The 18,095-nt window shown below is 63.7% G+C and carries 16 protein-coding genes; 7 read left to right on the top strand and 9 right to left on the bottom strand.

What is annotated here, in order from left to right:
* Window positions 1-31: 31 nt before the first annotated feature.
* The 3 genes from ISS99_RS00590 to mnmG all read right to left on the bottom strand — a co-directional run bounded on the left by ISS99_RS00590 (window position 32) and on the right by mnmG (window position 5,192).
* Complete coding sequence (locus tag ISS99_RS00590; RefSeq protein WP_204629623.1) at window positions 32-2,359, bottom strand: Tex family protein; 2,328 nt, start codon at window positions 2,357-2,359, stop codon at window positions 32-34.
* Between the two features lie 136 nt (window positions 2,360-2,495).
* Entirely contained in the window at window positions 2,496-3,257 is a 762-nt protein-coding gene (locus ISS99_RS00585) for an RDD family protein (RefSeq protein WP_204629622.1), read from the bottom strand.
* 57 nt (window positions 3,258-3,314) lie between these two features.
* The gene (mnmG, locus tag ISS99_RS00580) at window positions 3,315-5,192 is read right to left on the bottom strand and encodes a tRNA uridine-5-carboxymethylaminomethyl(34) synthesis enzyme MnmG (protein WP_204629621.1); all 1,878 of its coding nucleotides are present in this window, start codon (window positions 5,190-5,192) and stop codon (window positions 3,315-3,317) included.
* A gap of 544 nt (window positions 5,193-5,736) precedes the next feature.
* Between mnmG and ISS99_RS00575 the strand changes: the two genes are divergently transcribed.
* Window positions 5,737-5,922 carry a hypothetical protein gene (locus ISS99_RS00575; protein ID WP_204629620.1) on the top strand — a complete coding sequence of 62 codons (186 nt, stop codon included), beginning with the start codon at window positions 5,737-5,739 and terminating at the stop codon, window positions 5,920-5,922.
* Window positions 5,923-5,990: 68 nt separating this feature from the next.
* Here ISS99_RS00575 and pepN read toward each other — a convergent pair whose 3' ends face one another.
* Complete coding sequence (pepN, locus tag ISS99_RS00570; RefSeq protein WP_204629619.1) at window positions 5,991-8,636, bottom strand: aminopeptidase N; 2,646 nt, start codon at window positions 8,634-8,636, stop codon at window positions 5,991-5,993.
* A 66-nt stretch (window positions 8,637-8,702) separates the two neighbouring features.
* On the opposite strand from pepN, the gene ISS99_RS00565 reads away from it, so the two are divergent.
* From ISS99_RS00565 to lptA, 4 genes are all read left to right on the top strand, one after another.
* On the top strand, window positions 8,703-9,710 hold the full coding sequence (locus tag ISS99_RS00565) for an aldose 1-epimerase (protein WP_204629618.1): 1,008 nt from the start codon (window positions 8,703-8,705) through the stop codon (window positions 9,708-9,710).
* A complete protein-coding gene (locus ISS99_RS00560) occupies window positions 9,707-10,657 on the top strand; it encodes a pyridoxal-phosphate dependent enzyme (protein ID WP_204629617.1) in 951 nt (316 codons plus the stop codon). Before ISS99_RS00565 ends, ISS99_RS00560 begins: the two co-directional genes overlap by 4 nt.
* A gap of 32 nt (window positions 10,658-10,689) precedes the next feature.
* Window positions 10,690-11,268, top strand: coding sequence for a DNA-3-methyladenine glycosylase I (locus ISS99_RS00555; protein ID WP_275578092.1), 579 nt, complete (start codon window positions 10,690-10,692; stop codon window positions 11,266-11,268).
* A gap of 66 nt (window positions 11,269-11,334) precedes the next feature.
* Window positions 11,335-11,928, top strand: coding sequence for a lipopolysaccharide transport periplasmic protein LptA (gene lptA, locus ISS99_RS00550; protein WP_204629616.1), 594 nt, complete (start codon window positions 11,335-11,337; stop codon window positions 11,926-11,928).
* A gap of 5 nt (window positions 11,929-11,933) precedes the next feature.
* Here the strand turns inward: lptA and bioC are convergent, their stop codons facing one another.
* Genes bioC through bioB form a run of 5 tightly spaced genes read right to left on the bottom strand, consistent with a single transcriptional unit; the run spans window position 11,934 to window position 16,608 of the window.
* A complete protein-coding gene (bioC, locus tag ISS99_RS00545) occupies window positions 11,934-12,815 on the bottom strand; it encodes a malonyl-ACP O-methyltransferase BioC (protein WP_204629615.1) in 882 nt (293 codons plus the stop codon).
* The gene (gene bioH / locus ISS99_RS00540) at window positions 12,812-13,585 is read right to left on the bottom strand and encodes a pimeloyl-ACP methyl ester esterase BioH (protein WP_204629614.1); all 774 of its coding nucleotides are present in this window, start codon (window positions 13,583-13,585) and stop codon (window positions 12,812-12,814) included. The genes bioC and bioH overlap by 4 nt, the downstream gene beginning before the upstream one ends.
* Window positions 13,582-14,364: a sulfurtransferase gene (locus tag ISS99_RS00535; RefSeq protein ID WP_204629613.1), complete on the bottom strand. Its 783-nt coding sequence runs from the start codon at window positions 14,362-14,364 to the stop codon at window positions 13,582-13,584. Before ISS99_RS00535 ends, bioH begins: the two co-directional genes overlap by 4 nt.
* Before the next feature lie 26 nt (window positions 14,365-14,390).
* A complete protein-coding gene (gene bioF, locus ISS99_RS00530) occupies window positions 14,391-15,575 on the bottom strand; it encodes an 8-amino-7-oxononanoate synthase (protein WP_204629612.1) in 1,185 nt (394 codons plus the stop codon).
* Entirely contained in the window at window positions 15,562-16,608 is a 1,047-nt protein-coding gene (gene bioB / locus ISS99_RS00525; RefSeq protein ID WP_204629611.1) for a biotin synthase BioB, read from the bottom strand. The genes bioF and bioB overlap by 14 nt, the downstream gene beginning before the upstream one ends.
* Window positions 16,609-16,753: 145 nt before the next feature.
* Between bioB and ISS99_RS00520 the strand changes: the two genes are divergently transcribed.
* Together ISS99_RS00520 and ISS99_RS23110 are read left to right on the top strand one after the other, a co-directional pair.
* On the top strand, window positions 16,754-16,963 hold the full coding sequence (locus tag ISS99_RS00520) for a hypothetical protein (RefSeq protein WP_204629610.1): 210 nt from the start codon (window positions 16,754-16,756) through the stop codon (window positions 16,961-16,963).
* 33 nt (window positions 16,964-16,996) lie between these two features.
* Window positions 16,997-17,461: a ComF family protein gene (locus ISS99_RS23110; RefSeq protein ID WP_306482352.1), complete on the top strand. Its 465-nt coding sequence runs from the start codon at window positions 16,997-16,999 to the stop codon at window positions 17,459-17,461.
* The last annotated feature ends 634 nt before the right edge of the window (window positions 17,462-18,095 follow it).

Below are 18,095 nucleotides of genomic sequence, written 5' to 3'. Positions count from 1 at the left end.
AAATCAAGCGCTTGCGCGGTTGATTCGAGGCTTAGCGCTTCAGGGCTCGAGATAGCGCGTCAGCAAAAGCACTGTTGGCGGGCGCCGGTGCAGGCTTGGGTGACGCAGGCGAACCGGCGCGCGATCCGCGTCCATCGCGCGAACCGGGGCGGGCATCGTTGCCGCCGGGCTTTCCTCCGCGAGCCTGGCCCGGCTCGTCATCCAGACGCATGGACAGGCCGATACGCTGGCGAGGAATGTCCACCTCCATCACCTTCACCTTGACGATGTCGCCGGCCTTGACCGCGTCGCGAGGATCTTTCACGAAGGTGTGCGAGAGCGCCGACACGTGCACCAGACCGTCCTGGTGCACGCCGATGTCGACGAAGGCGCCGAAGGCTGCCACGTTGGTGACGCGGCCTTCCAGAATCATGCCCGGCTTGAGGTCTTTCACGTCCTCCACGCCCTCGGCAAAGCTTGGTGCGACGAACTCGGGACGAGGATCGCGGCCGGGCTTTTCCAGTTCCTTGAGGATGTCGCGCACGGTAGGTACGCCGAATCGCTCATCGGTGTATTGCTCGGCCTTCAGGCCGCGCAAAAAGCCGGCGTCGCCGATGATGCTTTTCACTTCGCGCCCGCATTGCGCAATGATGCGTTCGACCACCGGATAAGCTTCCGGATGCACCGAACTGGCATCCAGCGGATTGTCGCCGCTGGAAATGCGCAAAAAGCCGGCGCATTGCTCGAACGCCTTGTCACCCAGGCGAGGCACTTTCAGCAGCGCCTTGCGATTGGGGAACGGGCCGTTCGCATCGCGATGTTTCACCACATTTTCGGCCACGCTGGGCGTAAGCCCCGCCACGCGCGAAAGCAAGGCGGCCGAAGCGGTGTTCACGTCGACGCCGACCGCATTCACGCAGTCTTCGACCTTTGCATCCAGCGCGCGCGCCAGCTTCACCTGGTTGACGTCGTGCTGATATTGGCCCACGCCGATCGCCTTGGGCTCGATCTTTACCAGTTCCGCCAGCGGATCTTGCAGGCGGCGCGCGATGGACACCGCGCCGCGCAGGCTGACATCCACATCGGGGAATTCCTTGGCAGCGGTTTCGGATGCCGAATACACCGATGCGCCGGCTTCGCTCACCACGATCTTGGACAGCTTCAGGTCGGCGTGCTTCTTGATCATCTCGCCGGCGAGCTTGTCGGTTTCGCGCGAGGCGGTGCCGTTGCCGATGGCGATCAGGTTCACGCCATGCTGCTTGCTCAACACGGCGAGGCGCGCGAGCGACTGGTCCCATTGATTGCGCGGCTCGTGCGGATAAATGGTGTCGGTTGCCAGCAGCTTGCCGGTGGCATCCACCACGGCGACCTTCACGCCGGTGCGGATACCCGGGTCCAGGCCCATCACCGTCTTTGCACCGGCCGGTGCGGCCAGCATCAGGTCCTTGAGGTTGTCGCCGAACACGCGGATGGCTTCGTCTTCCGCGCCTTCGCGCACGCGCCCGAACAGATCCAGGGTGAGATGCAGATGCAACTTCACGCGCCAGGTCAGGCGCACTGTTTCGCGCAGCCAGGCATCCGCCGCGCGGCCGCGATCGAGGATGCCGGCGTGTGCGGCCACGCGGCCTTCGCCTTCGGCGTGGCCCTGTTCGGCCTCGGCTGCGGGGGCCAGTTCAAGCTCGATCACGCCTTCGTTGCGCGCGCGCATCAGGGCCAGCAGGCGATGCGAGGGAATCTTGCCGATCGCTTCCACGTGGTCGAAGTAGTCGCGGAATTTCGCGCCTTCGTGCTCCTTGCCTTCGACCACCTTGGCGCGGATCTGTCCTTTGTCCCACAACCAGTCGCGCAGTTCGCCGACCAGTTGCGCATCTTCGGCGATGCTTTCCATCAGGATCGCACGGGCGCCATCCAATGCTGCACGCGTGTCGGCGATGCCTTTTTCCGCATCGACGAACGTCTCCGCCAAGGTTTCCGGCGTTTGCGTCGGATCGCTGCGCAGGCTCAGCGCCAGCGGCTCCAGGCCGGCTTCGCGCGCGATCTGTGCCTTGGTGCGCCGCTTGGGCTTGTAGGGGAGATAAAGATCTTCCAGGCGCGCCTTGGTGTCGGCGCCGAGGATGTCGTTCTTCAGTGCATCGGTAAGCTTGCCTTGCTCGGTGACGCTGGCGAGGATCGCATCGCGGCGTTCTTCCAGTTCGCGCAAATAGCGCAGGCGTTCTTCGAGCAGGCGCAACTGCGTATCGTCCAGTCCGCCGGTGGCTTCCTTGCGGTAGCGGGCAATGAAGGGCACGGTGGCGCCGCCATCGAGCAAATCCACCGCAGCGGTGACCTGTTCCGGTTTTGCGGCAATGTCCTGGGCAATGCGTTGTTCAATGCTGAGCATGGTGAAGCACTATTTCCTTGCGCCGGCGCGGGCGCCGACATGCGGTGAAGAAGCTGATGATGATAACAAGATGGCTTGCGCGATAAAAAAGACGGCGCCGGGCAGATGCCGGCACCGTCGATTCAGGTGGAATCGCTCATGCGTCAAAGGAGGTCTTGTCGTGAGACGCCGATGTGCTCGTACGAGGCGCAGCTTCGCTGGCGCGGCCGTTGACCACCAGCGTATCGGCCATGAAATCGTGCAGACCCTGCTTGCGCCGGGTGAAAGCCACCATCAGAAAGCCGAAGCAAAAGAGAAAGGCGCTGATCAGCTTGGCGCCGTAGCGTCCGAGTGCGCGTCCGAAACTGATGCGCGAGCCGTGCAGATCGGTGACGCGAATGCGGACCGCCAGCTTGCCCAGCGTGGCTTGCCAGGAAGAGCTTTCGCACGCCGCAAAGTACAGCCAGCCGAGCACCAGCGTAGTAAGGGTGTAGGGCCACTGTTCCACGTAGAAATGGCGGTACTCGATCATCATTTCGTGGAATGTCGAAAGGGTTTTGAATTTCTCGCTCAGCGCGTCTTCGGCGGCGCGGGTGCCGAAGGGAATTTCAAGCAGCGAGAACGGGAAATAAAGCACCAGGCAATCGATCAGGTAGGCGATCACCCGTTTCCAGAAGCCCGCGTAGCTCACCATCGTGGACGGTGCGGAAACCTGTGGCGGCAGCTCAGGAGGCGCGTAGGGCGACGCAGGTTTGGCGAACTCGTCCGGATAGAGCACCGATAGCGGCTGCCAGTCGGCCAGGCCGTCGTACCAGCCCAGATCGTCGCGGCTGAGCTGGCCGCTGCGCAGCCATTCCCTGATCTGTTCTTCCTGATAGGGGCCGTGGCGTTCGCCCTGACGACCGATCCAGACTTCCATTGCGTGCTCCTCGCTAAGCAGGAGCGCATGATGCCACGCAAGCGCGGCCGATGGCGCTCACGCTGCGTTGCGCCGCTTCAGGTGCACGAGCAACAAGGAAATTGCCGCGGGTGTCACGCCGCTGATGCGCGCTGCCTGGCCGATGGTTGCCGGCAGGCTGCGCTTGAGCTTCAGGAGTACCTCGGCGGACAAGCCGCGTACTTTGTCGTAATCGAAGCTGGCGGGAATCGCCGTGCTTTCGTGGCGTCGCTGGCGCTCGATTTCATCGCGCTGGCGCTCCAGATAACCGGCATATTTGGTTTGCACCTCAACCTGGGCGGCAATGTCTTCGCTTTCCACCGACGGGCCGAGTTCGGTCACCGTGGTCAGCTTGGCGTAATCCAGCTCGGGGCGGCGCAGCAGGTCCAGTGCGCTGGTTTCACGGCTTACCGCGATGCCGAGCTGGCGTTCGATCGCCGCGCCGAGTGCATTGTTCGGCGCCGCCCACAACGTGCCCAGCCGCTGTATCTCGCGTTCGACCGCCTCGCGCTTGGTGCGCAGCGCGTCGAAGCGCTGTTGCGAAACGACGCCCAGGCGATGGCCGGTTTCGGTCAGGCGCAGATCGGCGTTGTCTTCGCGCAAGTGCAGCCGATATTCGGCGCGCGAGGTGAACATGCGATAGGGCTCGATGGTGCCGTTGCTGGTGAGGTCGTCGATCAGCACGCCGACATAGGCTTCATCGCGGCGCGGATACCACGGCGCTTTGCCCTGTACCGCCAGTGCCGCATTGAGGCCGGCGATCAGGCCCTGCGCCGCGGCTTCTTCGTAGCCGGTCGTGCCGTTGATCTGGCCCGCAAAGTACAGACCTGGAATGGTCTTGGTCTCCAGCCACGGATGCAGACCGCGTGGGTCGAAATAGTCGTATTCGATGGCGTAGCCGGGGCGGGTGATGTGCGCCTTCTCGAAGCCCTTGATCGAGTGCACCAGGTCCAGCTGCACGTCGAAGGGCAGGGAGGTGGAGATGCCGTTGGGATAGATCTCGAAGCTGTCCAGCCCTTCCGGCTCGATGAATATCTGGTGCGACGCCTTTTCCGCGAAGCGCACCACTTTGTCCTCGATCGAGGGGCAGTAGCGCGGGCCGGTTCCTTCGATCTGGCCGGTATAGAGCGGGGAGCGGTCCAGCGCGCCGCGAATGATCGCGTGCGTGCGTTCGCTGGTGTGGGTGATCCAGCAGCTGATCTGGCGCGGGTGCTCGGCGCGCGAGCCGAGATAGGAGAACACCGGAGCGGGATTGTCTCCCGGTTGCTCATCCAGGCCGGCGAAGTCGATGCTGCGCAGGTCGATACGCGGCGGGGTGCCGGTCTTCAGGCGGTCGGCGGCCACCGGCAGCTCGCGCAGGCGCTGGGCCAGGGTCGTGGCAGGCGGGTCTCCGGCACGGCCACCGGCGTATTGGGCCGGGCCGATGTGGATCTTGCCCGCCAGGAAGGTGCCCGCTGTGAGCACAATGGACCTGGCGCGGAAGGAAAGGCCCATTTGCGTCACCACCCCGGTGACGCGGCCGTCTTCGATCAGCAGGTCGTCCACGGCCTGCTGGAACAGGTCCAGATTGGGCTGGGTTTCGACGATCCGTCGGATGGCAGCCTTGTACAACGCGCGATCGGCCTGGCAGCGCGTAGCGCGCACCGCCGGGCCCTTGGAGGCATTCAGGGTGCGCCACTGGATGCCCGCGCGATCGGCAGCCTGTGCCATTGCGCCACCCAAGGCGTCGATTTCCTTCACCAGGTGCCCTTTGCCGATACCGCCTATGGCCGGGTTGCAACTCATCTGGCCGATCGTTTCGATGTTGTGGCTTAGCAGCAGCGTACGCGCGCCGCACCGTGCCGCAGCCAGGGCGGCCTCGGTGCCGGCATGGCCGCCACCAATCACGATCACATCGTAGGAGCTGGGGTGAAGCATCGGGGCGACCCAAAAATGCGGAATAGACAAAGGCTTATAGTACCGCCAGCCGCGGTGTAGGGCATCCCTCACACAAAGCTGGCATGTTTTCTGCTTCCTCTCACTCGCACTTTCACGGGCAGATGCCGCGCGACACGCGCGCTGAGATAGGACGACAGGGGTCCATTCGCGTACCGGGATAGGAAGCAAGACGGCGCCCCTTGGGGCGCCGTCGTTTTTTCTGCGATCTCGATCTTATTCAAGAGAGATCTGGCGCCCGGCGGTCTCAGGAACAGGGGGAATCCAGGATGACCGTATTGCCGGGCGCCAGAAACTTAAGATTCTGTAGGCAGCGCGGCCTTGCCGCTCCCCCGTTGCGTGAGAGCGATCATCACCCCGTACGCGTGAACATTGGGTGACTGAAACGCAAAATTATGCCGGTTAACGGCAGCTGCTGACGTACTGCGTCACAGTGTGATTTAGCGCGAAAACATTGTGTGATACACATCACAGGATGGCACGCCTATTGCTGCATTCCGATGCAAGCCAAAGACGGGGACGTGTCATGGATAACTGTAACGAATTCGCACCGGTGTACTTGCGGCATGACCTGATGATTGAGATCGGTCGCCTGGAAATGGCGATGGATCATCTGGTTGAGCGCGACGCTACGCAGCAGCAACATCTGCGTCCGCGACTGGAGTCGCGCATGAGTCATCTGTTGAGCGAGCTGGACCATCTTCCCGCTTGAACCAGACCCATCGCTTGCCGCCCCGCAAACGGCGACCTCCAACGAGGCCGCCGTTTGCGTGATAGGGATCAGCGTTGCAACACGTTGGCGACAATCTCGCTGAGATTGGGTGACAGCCCTTCGCGCTGAGCCAGTTCTTTCAGCGCCGCACGTGCCGCCTCGCGACGGATGGGCTCCAGGCGCTGCCATCCATTGAATGCCGTGGCCAGGCGCGCGGCGATTTGCGGATTGAGCGCATCCAGTTGTGCCAGCCGTTCGGCCAGCAGCCGGTAGCCCTGCCCATCGACCCGATGAAAACCACTGGGATTGGTGCTGGCGAACGCGCCGAGCAGTGCACGCGCGCGATTCGGATTCTTCAAGGTGAACGACGCATCGTTCTCCAGCGCCATGACCGTGGCCAGCGCCGGTTCGCCCGGAATCTGCGCCTGCACGCTGAACCACTTGTCCAAGGCCAGCGGATTGTCCGCGTAGCGCTGGCGGAAATCGGCAAGCGCGGCGGCGGCCTGCGGAGCACGATCGCGGACCAGCACGCCCAGCGCCGCAAGGCGATCGGTCATGCCGGGTGCGTTTTGATACTGATGAGCGGCCAGCGCGTGGGCCTGATCCGCGTCCAGTAGCGCGAGTAATTCCAACACCCGGCGCTTCAGTCGCCGCCGCGCCTGGCTGTCGGCATCCAAGGCCTGGCTGGTGTGAGCGGCCAGTGCCTGGTAGCGGTCGAGCAGCGCGGTTGCGCCGAGGTGTTGCGCCAGGCGATGTTGCAGTGCTTGCCGTTGTGCGTGGATCTTGGCCGGATCCACTTCGCTCTGGCGATCGGCAAATTCGATTTCACCCGGCGGCGTCATCAGATCGGCCAGCAGGGCATCGTCGATCGCGGGGTTGTGAAACAGCGCGGACAGAGCTTCGCACCATGCGCTGCATGCAGCCGTGTCGCCGGTGCTGCGCAAATTCTCAAAAGCCAGTGTTGCCAACTGCTGGCCCGCTTCCCAGCGATTGAATCCGTCGATGTCGTGCGTCACCAGCAAGGCCAGTTCGGCCGGGGTGTAATCGCATTCCAGCACCACCGGTGCGGAGAAGCCGCGTAGCAGCGAAGGCACCGGCGCCGAAGCAACGTTGCGGAACACAAATGATTGCGTGGCTTGGTCGACGACCACGACTTTTTCCGTCTCAGCAGCGTGACCGTCCAGATGCAGCGGCAGCGCTTTGCCGTCGTAGCCGAACAGCGACAGCTTCACCGGGATCGGCAGCGGCTGCTTGTGCGGTTGTCCTGCCGTGGCGTGGGTCTGCTGCGACAGTGTGAGCGTGTATTCGCGCTTGTGTGCGTCGTACAAACCTTTGGCATGCAGTCGCGGCGTGCCCGATTGCGCGTACCACGCAAGATAAGTCGTCAGATCGATATCGTTCGCATCGCCCAGGGCGGACAGGAAATCTTCGATCGTCGCGGCCTGCCCGTCGTGGCGTTCGAAGTACAGATCCATGCCGCGGCGGAAACCGCTCGTGCCCAGCCGGCCCGCGAGCATGCGCACCAGTTCGGAGCCCTTTTCGTAGACGGTGGCCGTGTAGAAATTATTGATCTCGCGATATTCCTGCGGACGCACGGGATGCGCCAACGGGCCTGCGTCTTCCGGAAATTGCGCGCGGCGCAGCAAGGAAACATCTTCGATGCGCTTGAGCGAGGGTGAATTCATTTCGGCGGAAAACTGCTGTTCGCGAAAAACCGTCAGCCCTTCCTTGAGCGACAACTGGAACCAGTCGCGACAGGTCACGCGGTTGCCGGTCCAGTTGTGGAAATATTCGTGCGCCACCACGGCTTCCACTGCGCGATATTCGTCGTCCGTGCTGCTGTCCGGATCGGCCAGCAGATATTTGGCGTTGAAGATGTTGAGCCCCTTGTTCTCCATCGCGCCCATGTTGAAGTCGTGGGTGGCAACGACGTGGAAAACATCGAGATCGTAATGGCGCCCGTAGGTGCGCTCATCCCAGCGCATCGAGCGTTCGAGTGCGTCGAGCGCGTAATGGCAGCGGTCGATGACGTTGGCTTCCGACCAGATCACCAGCTTGAGCTTGCGCCCGTCGCCCGTTACATAGTCGCGCTCGATATTCTCCAGCCGGCCGGCGACCAGGGCGAACAGGTAGCTGGGTTTGGGGTGAGGGTCCACGAAGCGCGCCCAGTGGCGCCCGTCGGGCAGTTCGCCGGCGCCGGCAGGGTTGCCTCCGGCCAGCAACACCGGAAAGCGCTCGCGGTCGGCTTTCAAGGTGACGGTGAAGCGGGCGAGCACGTCCGGGCGGTCGGGGAAGAAGGTGATGTGCCGAAACCCCTCGGCTTCGCACTGAGTCAACAGGAATCCGGTTTCGCGCGGCCCCGACAGGTACAAACCCTCCAGCGCGGTATTGGCCGCGGGACGGACTCGCACGCGCGTTTCCAGCACGCTGCCGTCGCGCGCGGCGCCGATCTCCAGCGTGCTGCCGTCGTAACGATAGTCCGCGGGGGCAAGCGGCTGGCCATCGACCGAAATGGACAGCAATTCCAAGCCTTCGCCATTCAGGCGCAACGGCGATGCCTGGGCCGGATCCCGGTGCAGCGTGAGGCGCGCGGCGATCTCGGAGGCATCAATGCCAAGGTCCACGTCCAGTTCCACCGTGGCCACTGTCCAGGCTGGCTTGCGGTAGTCGCTCAGGCGGATGGGATCGGCGGTTGTTTCGTTGGCAAGAGTCATGAGTGGGACGGCAATGGCTGGGACGTATCAGGCTAACATGCGGGTCTTTCCCCCCAGGACAACCACGTGACCGCTTTTAGCATCGAGAAGCAGCAGTTGGGCTCGCACGAGGTGATTGTGCTGCGTGACGCCGCGCGCGGGCGCAGCATGCACATTGCCCGGCGCGGGGCCACGGTCATCGCGCTGGAGCAGCTGGTGAACGGCACTGTGCAGTCGCTGCTGGACGGCTATCGGGGTGCGGCCGAGCTGGATAGCCGGCCAAGCTCGCGCTCGGCGATCATGCTGCCCTTCGCCAATCGTATCGACGATGCCCGTTATACCTTCGATGGTCGCGAACAGGATCTTCAGCCGGGCGTGCCGGCGGACCAGCGCGCCAGCCGGCACGGTTTTGTGCGCGGCGTGGACTTCGACGTGTCGACCCGGCGCGTAACCGGGGATGCCGCGGAGATCACCTTCGTCACCGACGTGCTGCGGCCGGGCGCCTATCCCGGATATCCCTACGCCGTCGATCTGGCCGTCACCTACACCCTCGATGCCAAGGGTCTCAGCTTGCGCGTGAGCATGCACAACGTCGGCGACGTCGCGGCACCGTGCTTCTTTGGCTGGCACCCGTACTTCCGTGTGGATGACAGCCTGGTGGATGCGTGGGAGTTGCAGGTTCCGGCCACGCACGTGGTGCGCATGACGCCGGGCAATATTCCCTTGCCGGGCGAGCAGGCCTATCAAGCGCTGGATGAAGCGTCGAGTACGCTGGATTTTCGTCACGCAAAACCCATCGGCAGCACCCACATCGATATCGCCTACGCGGGCCTGGTAGCGGATGCGGATGGACGCATCCGTACGCACCTGCGCAATCCAACAAGCGGTCTTGCGCTCAATGTCTGGCAGGAACACGGCGTCATGCTGGTGTTTACGGCTGACACGGTAACGCGCGACGTACGGCGCTCGGTGGCGTTGGAGCCGATGGAAAGCATGTCCAATGCGTTCAATCGCGCCGACTGCGCCGACGCGATTCGCCTGGAGCCGGGCGCGCAAAGACAGTTCCTCTGCGGCGTGGAGATCGAGCTGCCATGAGCACGCCTTTGCCGAGTCTCGATCAGATCCGCGATGCCGCTGCACGCATCGCGCCGCATGCAATCGTAACGCCCGTCATGCGCAACGCGGCGCTGGACGCCATGGTTGGCGCACAGCTGCACTTCAAATGCGAGAACCTGCAACGCGGTGGCGCTTTCAAGTTTCGTGGCGCCTGCAATGCCGTGTGGTCCCTGTCGGATGAAGAGGCCGCGCGAGGCGTGGTGACCCATTCGTCCGGCAATCACGGCAATGCGCTGGCCATGGCGGCGGCCACGCGAGGCATCGCCGCGCACGTCATCGTGCCTGACGGCGCGGTGCGGGCGAAGCTGGAAGCGATCGAACGGGCCGGTGCGATTTTGCATCGCTGCATCGCCACCACCGCGGCCCGCGAGGCCAAGGCGGCCGAGGTGCAGCAGGCAACCGGCGCCAACCTCGTTCACCCCTATGCCGATGCGCGCGTGATGGCGGGACAGGGCACTGTGGTGCTTGAGCTGTTGCAGCAATGCGAAGGGCTGGACGCGATCATCACGCCGGTCGGCGGTGGCGGTCTTTCCTCGGGATGTTCGATCACCGCCCATGGCGTGAATCCGTCCATAGCCATGTACGGAGCGGAGCCTGCCGGCGCCGACGATACCGCGCGATCCCTTGCCAGCGGTGCGCGCGTCGAAGCCTTCACGCCGGACACGGTCTGCGACGGCCTGCGCACTCTTATCGGTGCGCCGAATTTCCAGGCGATGCGCGAGCACCGCGTGGAGGTGATCACCGTCACCGACCAGGAATCCATCCAGGCGATGCGCTTGTTGTGGCAATCGCTCAAGCTGGTAGTGGAAGTATCGAGCGCCACCGTGTTTGCCGCCGTGCTCAAGCGGCGCGAACAATTCGCAGGCCGTCGCGTCGGGCTGGTATTGACCGGCGGCAACGTGGACATCGACGATCTGCCCTGGTGACCCGCAAGCCGGGTGAATAAAGGAGAGCAGTCTTGGCAACGCGTATCCGCTGTCATTGGGCCGCCGACGGCGAGCTGATGCAGGCCTATCACGACACCGAATGGGGTTCGCCGCTGCACGATGACCGCGCGCTGTTCGAGTTCCTGTGCCTGGAAGGCGCGCAGGCCGGCTTGTCGTGGCGCACGGTGCTGCACAAGCGCGAGAACTACCGGCAGGCCTTCCACCATTTCGACATCGCCCGCGTGGCGGCGATGAAGGACAAGGACCTGGAAAAGCTGCTGCTCGATCCCGGCCTGATCCGCAATCGTCTGAAGATCACCGCGGCGCGAGACAACGCCAAGGCCGCGCTGGCCGTCATCCACGAGTTCGGCAGCCTCGATGCCTACTTCTGGTCGTTCGTCGAGGGCAAGCCGATCCACAATAAGTGGCGCAGCAAGGGTGAAGTGCCCGCCAGCACCCCCCTCTCGGACCGGATGAGCAAGGACCTGAAAAAGCGCGGCTTCCGCTTCGTCGGCACCACCATCTGCTACGCCTTCATGCAGGCCACCGGCATGGTCAACGACCACCTGGTGGAGTGCTTCCGTCACAAACCTTGCGCGGCCCTGCACTGAGCCTCTCGCTTTGCCGCAAACTGGCCCTAGAATGGGCCGAATCATCCGCTCTTGGAGACAGGTTGCATGAAGCCGTTCCGTGACTCTGGCGCTCGCTTCGGCGGCCTCGTGGTGCGTTCCTGTGCCGCGCTCGTGATGATCGGCTTCCTGCCCTGCGCGCACGCCAAGACCGGCGACCGCAACCAGCCGATGAACACCACCCAGGACTCGGTCAGCGGCTTCAATGCGCCCAACACCGTTACCACGTTGACCGGCCACGTGGTGGTCACGCAGGGCACCATGAAGGCGACCGGCGACATCGCGCACCTTTATCTCGATGCCGATAGCCAGATCAGCCGCATCGTGGTGACAGGCAATCCCGCGCACATCCAGCAGCTCGACGACAACGACAAGCTGATGACCGGCGAAGCACCCACGCTCGATTACGACAACATCAACGGCATTGCCGTGTTGACGCCCCATGGTGTCGTCACCGAGCAGGACACCGGCGATGCCCGTGCGGACAAGCTGACCTATAACACCAACACCACGTACTTCACGGGCGACGGCAACGTGAGTGCGACGTATCTGCCCAAGCCGAAGCCGGGCAAGACTGCTCCTCCGGCGCAAGGTGGCGCCACGCCTGCTGCTGCGAGCACTGCACCCGCTTCAAAGCCCTGAGCGCCTCAGCGCCGCCGCGACCCGCGCAAGCTGTCGATCGAAAAGCTGGCGATTTCGCCGCCGTCTTTGGCGCGGCGCGATTGGCCCGGCGGTGGACCCCACGCGTGCGCGGTCACCACTTCCCAGGTCGCGGGAATGCGCCCGTTCGTGCGCATCGCCTCGTAGGCTTTCAGCATGCTCTGGAAATGACGCTTGCCGGTCAGCCCTCGCTCGCGGCCGCGATCCGCATGGGTGGCGCCAAGGCCTTTGAGTTCGCGCAGCAATGCCTGCGGTTCGCTGTAGGTGAGCGTGTAGCGATCCACGTCCAGCACGGGATCGCGCAGGCCGGCGGAGATCATCGCATCGCCGACGTCGTGCATGTCCAGAAAGCGGCTGACGTGCGAATGCTGGTCCACCGAGGCCCAGGCCGCGCGCAGTTCGCGCAGGGTGTCCGGGCCGAAGGTTGAAAACAGCAGCATGCCGCCGGGCTTGAGCACGCGCACGCATTCGCCGAACAGCGCTGGCAGGTCGTCGATCCACTGAAAGCAAAGGTTCGAATGCAGTACGTCGACGCTGTGGTCGGGCAGCGGCAACGCGGTGGCGTCGCCGCAAACGCGCAGGAAAGGCTTGATCCAGCTCGCGTGCGACTTGGCCGTGCGCAGCATCGGCAGCGCGGCATCGATGGCGATGACCTGTGCCTTGGCGTAGCGCTTTTTCAGCAGCGCACTGCCGCGGCCAGTGCCGGCGCCGACGTCGATCACGCGATCAGGCTGTTGCAGATAGAAATCGAGGCGTTCCAGCAGCAACTGCTGCACCTCGCGCTGCAACGCGTCGTGCTGCTCGTAGCTTGCGGCGGCGTGGCTGAAGTTCGCGCGTACGCGCGGGGTGTCGACCTGGAAATCACTCATTGAAGCGTCTCAAGCCACGGCAGCAAGGTTCGTGCTACCGCTTCGGGATGACTGAGGAATGGTGCATGTCCGGCATGCGCCACCACGTGAAACTCGCCGTCGCACACGGCGGCAGATGCCTGCATGGCATCCGGGTGCACCAGGCGATCCAGGCGTCCGGCGCTCCACCAGCTCGCGTGCGGCTTCAGCTGGGGCAGGGCATCGCGCAAATCGGTCTGGTCGAGCACGCGGATGCCTTCCTGCAGCACGCGCAGATCCGGTTCGCCACGCGAAAACACTTCCGAGCGCAGCCTGCGCATGTCGGCGCGCGGATCCGGACTTCCCATCACTTCGAGTGCGAGAAAGCGCTCGATGGTGGCGTGGTAATCGGTTTCCAGGTCGGTAGCCAGTTGCTGCACCAGCGACGCGTCTCGCCCGTACGGCCAGTCTTCGGCGGAAACGAATCGAGGTGTTGCGCAGAGCATGGCCAGGCCGCGCACTTGCTCAGGCAGATCCCACGCGCCGCGCAGTGCGACGAGGCCGCCCAGCGACCAGCCCAGCCACGTCGCGGGCGGCGTAGCTTCGGCAATGGCGCGCGCGCAGGCGCGCGGTTCCAGCGGCAGCGAGCAACCGCGCGAAAAACCGTGCCCGGGCAGGTCGACCAGGTACATCGTGCAGTGTTCGCGCAGCACGTCGACCAGCGGTGCGAAGATCCCGCCGTGCATGGCCCAGCCGTGGATCATCACCAGCGGTAGCGGGCCGCTGCCGTGTACCTCGATGTGCAGGCTCACGTGTGCGGTGCTCCGTCGCCTGCGTCTTCCGCAGAGGAAAGCGGCTTGAGCGGAGCGGGACTCAAGGACGGATCCACGGCGCCGCGCTCATCGAAAACGAAGCAATCGCCCTGCCAGTGCGTGCCGCCGACTTCTTCGAAGTATTTCAGAATGCCGCCTTCCAACTGATAGACGTTTTCCATGCCGACATCCTGCATGTACAACGCCGCTTTTTCGCAGCGGATACCGCCGGTGCAGTACGACACGATGGTCTTGCCGGTATAACGCGCTTGATCCGCGGCCAATGCGTTGGGCAACTGTGTGAAGCTGTCGATGCGGTAGTCCACAGCTTGCGGAAACATGCCGGCATCGGTTTCGTAAGCGTTGCGCGTGTCGAGCAATACGACTTCCCGCCCTGCATCGTCGCGGCCCTGGTCCAGCCAGCGCTTGAGCGTGGCGGCAGCGACCGCGGGCGCCCGCCCGCCTTCGGGGCGAATGGTGGGATGCCGCAAGGTGATGATCTCTTTCTTCAGCCTCACGCGCATGCGCTTGAACGGAATGTCGTCGGAAAGCGATTCCTTGGCCTGCATACCGGCGAAGCGCGGGTCTTGATGCAGCCACGTCAGGAAAGCTTCGATCGCTTCGCGCGGTGCCGCCAGAAACAGGTTGATGCCCTCGGGCGCCAGCAAAATGGTGCCTTTCAAGGCCAGCGCGTGGCATTGCTCGAGCATGCGCTCGCGCAGCGTGGGCAAGTCGTCCAGGCTGACGAAGCGGTAGGCGGAAATATTGAGAATCGACATAGGCGGGAGCAGGTCTTGAGCGCCGATTATACCGGCGCGTCCGCCAGCCGCAGGGATTGCAGCGCCAGCAGCAACTGGTCGATGTGGGTTTCTTCGTGGGCCGCCGAAAGGGTGATGCGCAGGCGCGCCTGACCCTGGGGCACGGTGGGTGGACGGATGGCCACGGCCAGCAAGCCTTGCGCCTCCAGGTGCTGGGCGGCTTCCATGGCGCGCCGGGCATCGCCGAGCATCAGCGGCTGGATAGCCGTCTGCGAGGGCATCAGGGGCAGGCCGAGCTGCTCGGCGCCGCGGCGGAAGTGCCGTATCAATGCTTGCAGCTTTTCCTTGCGCCAGGTTTCGCCGCGAGCCAGGGTGACCGCGCAACGGGCGGCCGAGGCCAGCGCCGGCGGCATGGCCGTGGTGTAGATATAAGTGCGTGCGAATTGGGTCAGTCCGTCGATCAGCGCGGAGGAACCAGCCACGAATGCCCCGCTGCAGCCAAGCGCCTTGCCCAAGGTTGCCATCAGGATCGGTACTTCCTGCTGATTCAAGCCGGCGGCTGTCACGCTGCCAGCACCGTCGTCGCCGAGCACGCCCAGGCCGTGCGCATCGTCCACCATCAGGCTGGCGCCTTCGCTCGAGCAGAGTGCCGCGAGTTCGCGTAGCGGTGCGATGTCGCCGTCCATGCTGAAAACGCCGTCGGTGGCGAGCAGGGCGCAGCGATCGCCTTCGCTGCACAGCTGGCGCGCGACGGCTTCGACATCGGCGTGGGGATAACGCTTCAGCGTCGCACCGGCAAGCTGCGCGCCGTCGAGCAGGCAGGCATGGTTGAGCTTGTCCTGCACACACAGGTCGCCGCGCTGGAGCAGCGCCTGGATCGTGCCCAGGTTGGCCATGTAGCCGGTGGAAAACAACAGTGCCCGTTCGCGCCCGGTCCATTCGGCCAGGGCTTCTTCCAGTGCGGCGTGCTCGCGGTGGTGCCCACAGATGAGGTGCGCCGAACCGCTGCCTACGCCGCTTTCGTCGGCAGCTTTTTTCAGGGCGGCAACCAGGCGCGGGTCGCGCGCCAGGCCGAGATAATCGTTGTTGCAGAAAGCGAGCAGGCGGCGCCCGCCGCTCTGCACGTAAGGGCCCTGGGTTTCGCTAATCGTGCGCAGGCGCCGTTGCAATTGCGCCTGCGCACGCTCGGCCGTCTGGACGGCCAATCGCTCGAGCAGGTCAGGCCGCGGCACTGCAGCCGCAGCCTTGACCGCAACTGCCTTCCGCCTGTGCTTCCAGGATGTCGGCGTGCACGGTGTCGGCCTCTTCGGTAATTTCCAGTGCGTGCAGATCCAGCCGGCGGAACAGGGCGCGATCATGCTCCACGTCGGGATTGCCGGTGGTCAGCAGTTTCTCGCCGTAGAAAATCGAATTGGCGCCGGCGAAGAAGCACAGCGCCTGCACGGCATCGTCCATCTGCTGACGTCCGGCCGACAGGCGCACCATGGAGGCCGGCATCAAGATGCGCGCCACGGCAATCGTGCGCACGAATTCGAACGGATCGAGCGCCGCGGTACCGTGCAGCGGCGTGCCTTCCACCTGCACCAATTGGTTGATCGGCACCGATTGCGGATGTTCCGGCAGGTTGGCCAGCGTCTGCAGCAGGCCTGCGCGCTGGTCGCGCGTTTCGCCCATGCCGACGATGCCGCCGCAGCAGGTTTTCAGGCCGGCCTGGCGTACCTGTTCCAGCGTATCCAGGCGATCCTGGTATTGGCGGGTGTGGATGACTTCGCCGTAGAACTCCGGTGCGGTGTCGATGTTGTGGTTGTAGTAGTCCAGGCCCGCCTGCTTCAGCGTCTGTGCCTGCTCGCCGTTGAGCATGCCCAGGGTGGCGCAGGTTTCCAGGCCCAGTGCCTTCACCGCGGAAACGATTTCGGCCACCTGGGCCACGTCGCGGTCTTTCGGGCTGCGCCAGGCAGCGCCCATGCAGAAACGGCTGGCGCCAGCGTCTTTGGCGGCCTGGGCGCGGGCGACCACGGCATCCACCGACATCAATTTCTCGGCCTTCACGCCGGTGTGGTAGCGCGCGGCCTGCGGGCAATAGCCGCAATCTTCCGGGCAACCGCCGGTCTTGATCGAAAGCAGGGTGGAGACCTGGACCGCGTTGGGGTCGTGGTTTTCCCGATGCACGGCATGCGCGCGATGCAGCAACTCATTGAATGGCAGGGCAAACAGGGCGGCGATCTGGTCGCGGGTCCAGTCGTGGCGCAGAGCGGCTGCGGGCATGGGGAAGGGCTCCGTGGCGGTGTGGAGCGCAAGTTTGGGAGCCGTCCCAAACAGTGTCAACTCTATCCGGCGGCGCATGGTTGACGGCATCCCGGTCCCTGGAAACCATTACCATCACCCGTCCCACTATCGAAGGAGTCGATTCATGAGTGCAGCAGGTCAGGGCAGTGCGGGCAACGTCATTGCGGCCGTGTGCAGTCTGTTTATCCCCGGCTTGGGCCAGCTGGTACAGGGGCGCCTGCTGAAGGCGGTGGTGATGTTCGTGCTGGCCGGCATTCTGTGGATCTTCTGGATGGGTTGGATCATCCATCTCTGGTCGATCATCGACGCGGCGATGTTCAAGGCGAACAACTAAGTCCGCTCTTCTAAGCCCGTTCTTCATTCGCGCATGGATGCGTTGGTTCGATGGTCATCGGCCTTGCAGCAATGGTTGCTGCCGTGGCGCTGCCTGCTATGCGGGGACCGCGGTGCTGCGGGCGTTGACCTGTGTCCCGATTGCATCGCGGAACTGCCAAGAAATATTTCGTGCTGCGCGCACTGCGCATTGCCGCTGCCGATACCCGCACAGCAGTGCGGGCGTTGCCAGCGCAAACCGCCGCCGTGGGATGCCGCGTGGGCGCCGTTTCGCTACACGTGGCCGCTGGATCGCCTGGAAACCCGTTTCAAATTCGGCCGCGATCTTGCCGCGGGCCGAAGCTTGGCCAGCGTGTGGAAACGCGAACCATCGCCCATTGCGTTGCCGCCGATAATTGTTCCCGTGCCACTGCATCGACGCCGCCTTCGCGAGCGCGGCTACAACCAGTCTAGTACAACCGTTGGATTTCACTATGTGACATTACGAGGCCGGAAGTGACTAAATAAGCATTGTGGTCTGCACCTGTGCCGTTGTACGGTTAGTTATGAGTTAGGCCGATGCTGAGTAACTACTATGCGATGGGTTATGCCGCCGGATCGCTTTTTCAGCGACAAAAACGTTCCCAAGCTCCAATACATTCCGATCCTAATTTCTGAGGACGGAAGTTATCCGCTGGAAGCAAATACCTACATGGTCGAGAGGAGTTGTGGGGAATGGGCGCCCGGCGAAGAGGACTATCCACCGATTCCAACGCTTAAGTCGCGGCAGGGTATTGCAGACAGGCTGTGCGCTTTTCTGCGGTATTGCCGGCAGGTTCCATCAAATGACTGGCGACTCATGACATATGCCGAGCATCTTCTCGGTGAGTATCAGCCAGGGCTTTTGAAGGGAACATGCTCTGCATCGGGCAATACACTCCAGCCAGCCACAGTTAACGTTTACCTCGATGAAGCAACAGCCTTTCTTCGGTGGGCTGCCGAGCGGGGTTATCGCGGACCATTTAAGGTGCCGCGCCGAAGGGTGAGAGTACGCGCATCGAGCGGAAACCATTCCCATAGCAATAGAGGTAAGGTTGTCTTTCAGCGACACGGAAAGATGCAAGTCATTGGCGACCCTCTACCATCGTTGCCTA

This window comes from Dyella mobilis (assembly GCF_016904945.1).
In the GTDB taxonomy this organism is placed as follows: domain Bacteria; phylum Pseudomonadota; class Gammaproteobacteria; order Xanthomonadales; family Rhodanobacteraceae; genus Dyella_B; species Dyella_B mobilis.
The sequence above is the reverse complement of the archived record's forward strand: the minus strand, read 5'-3'. Positions and strand labels throughout refer to the sequence as shown.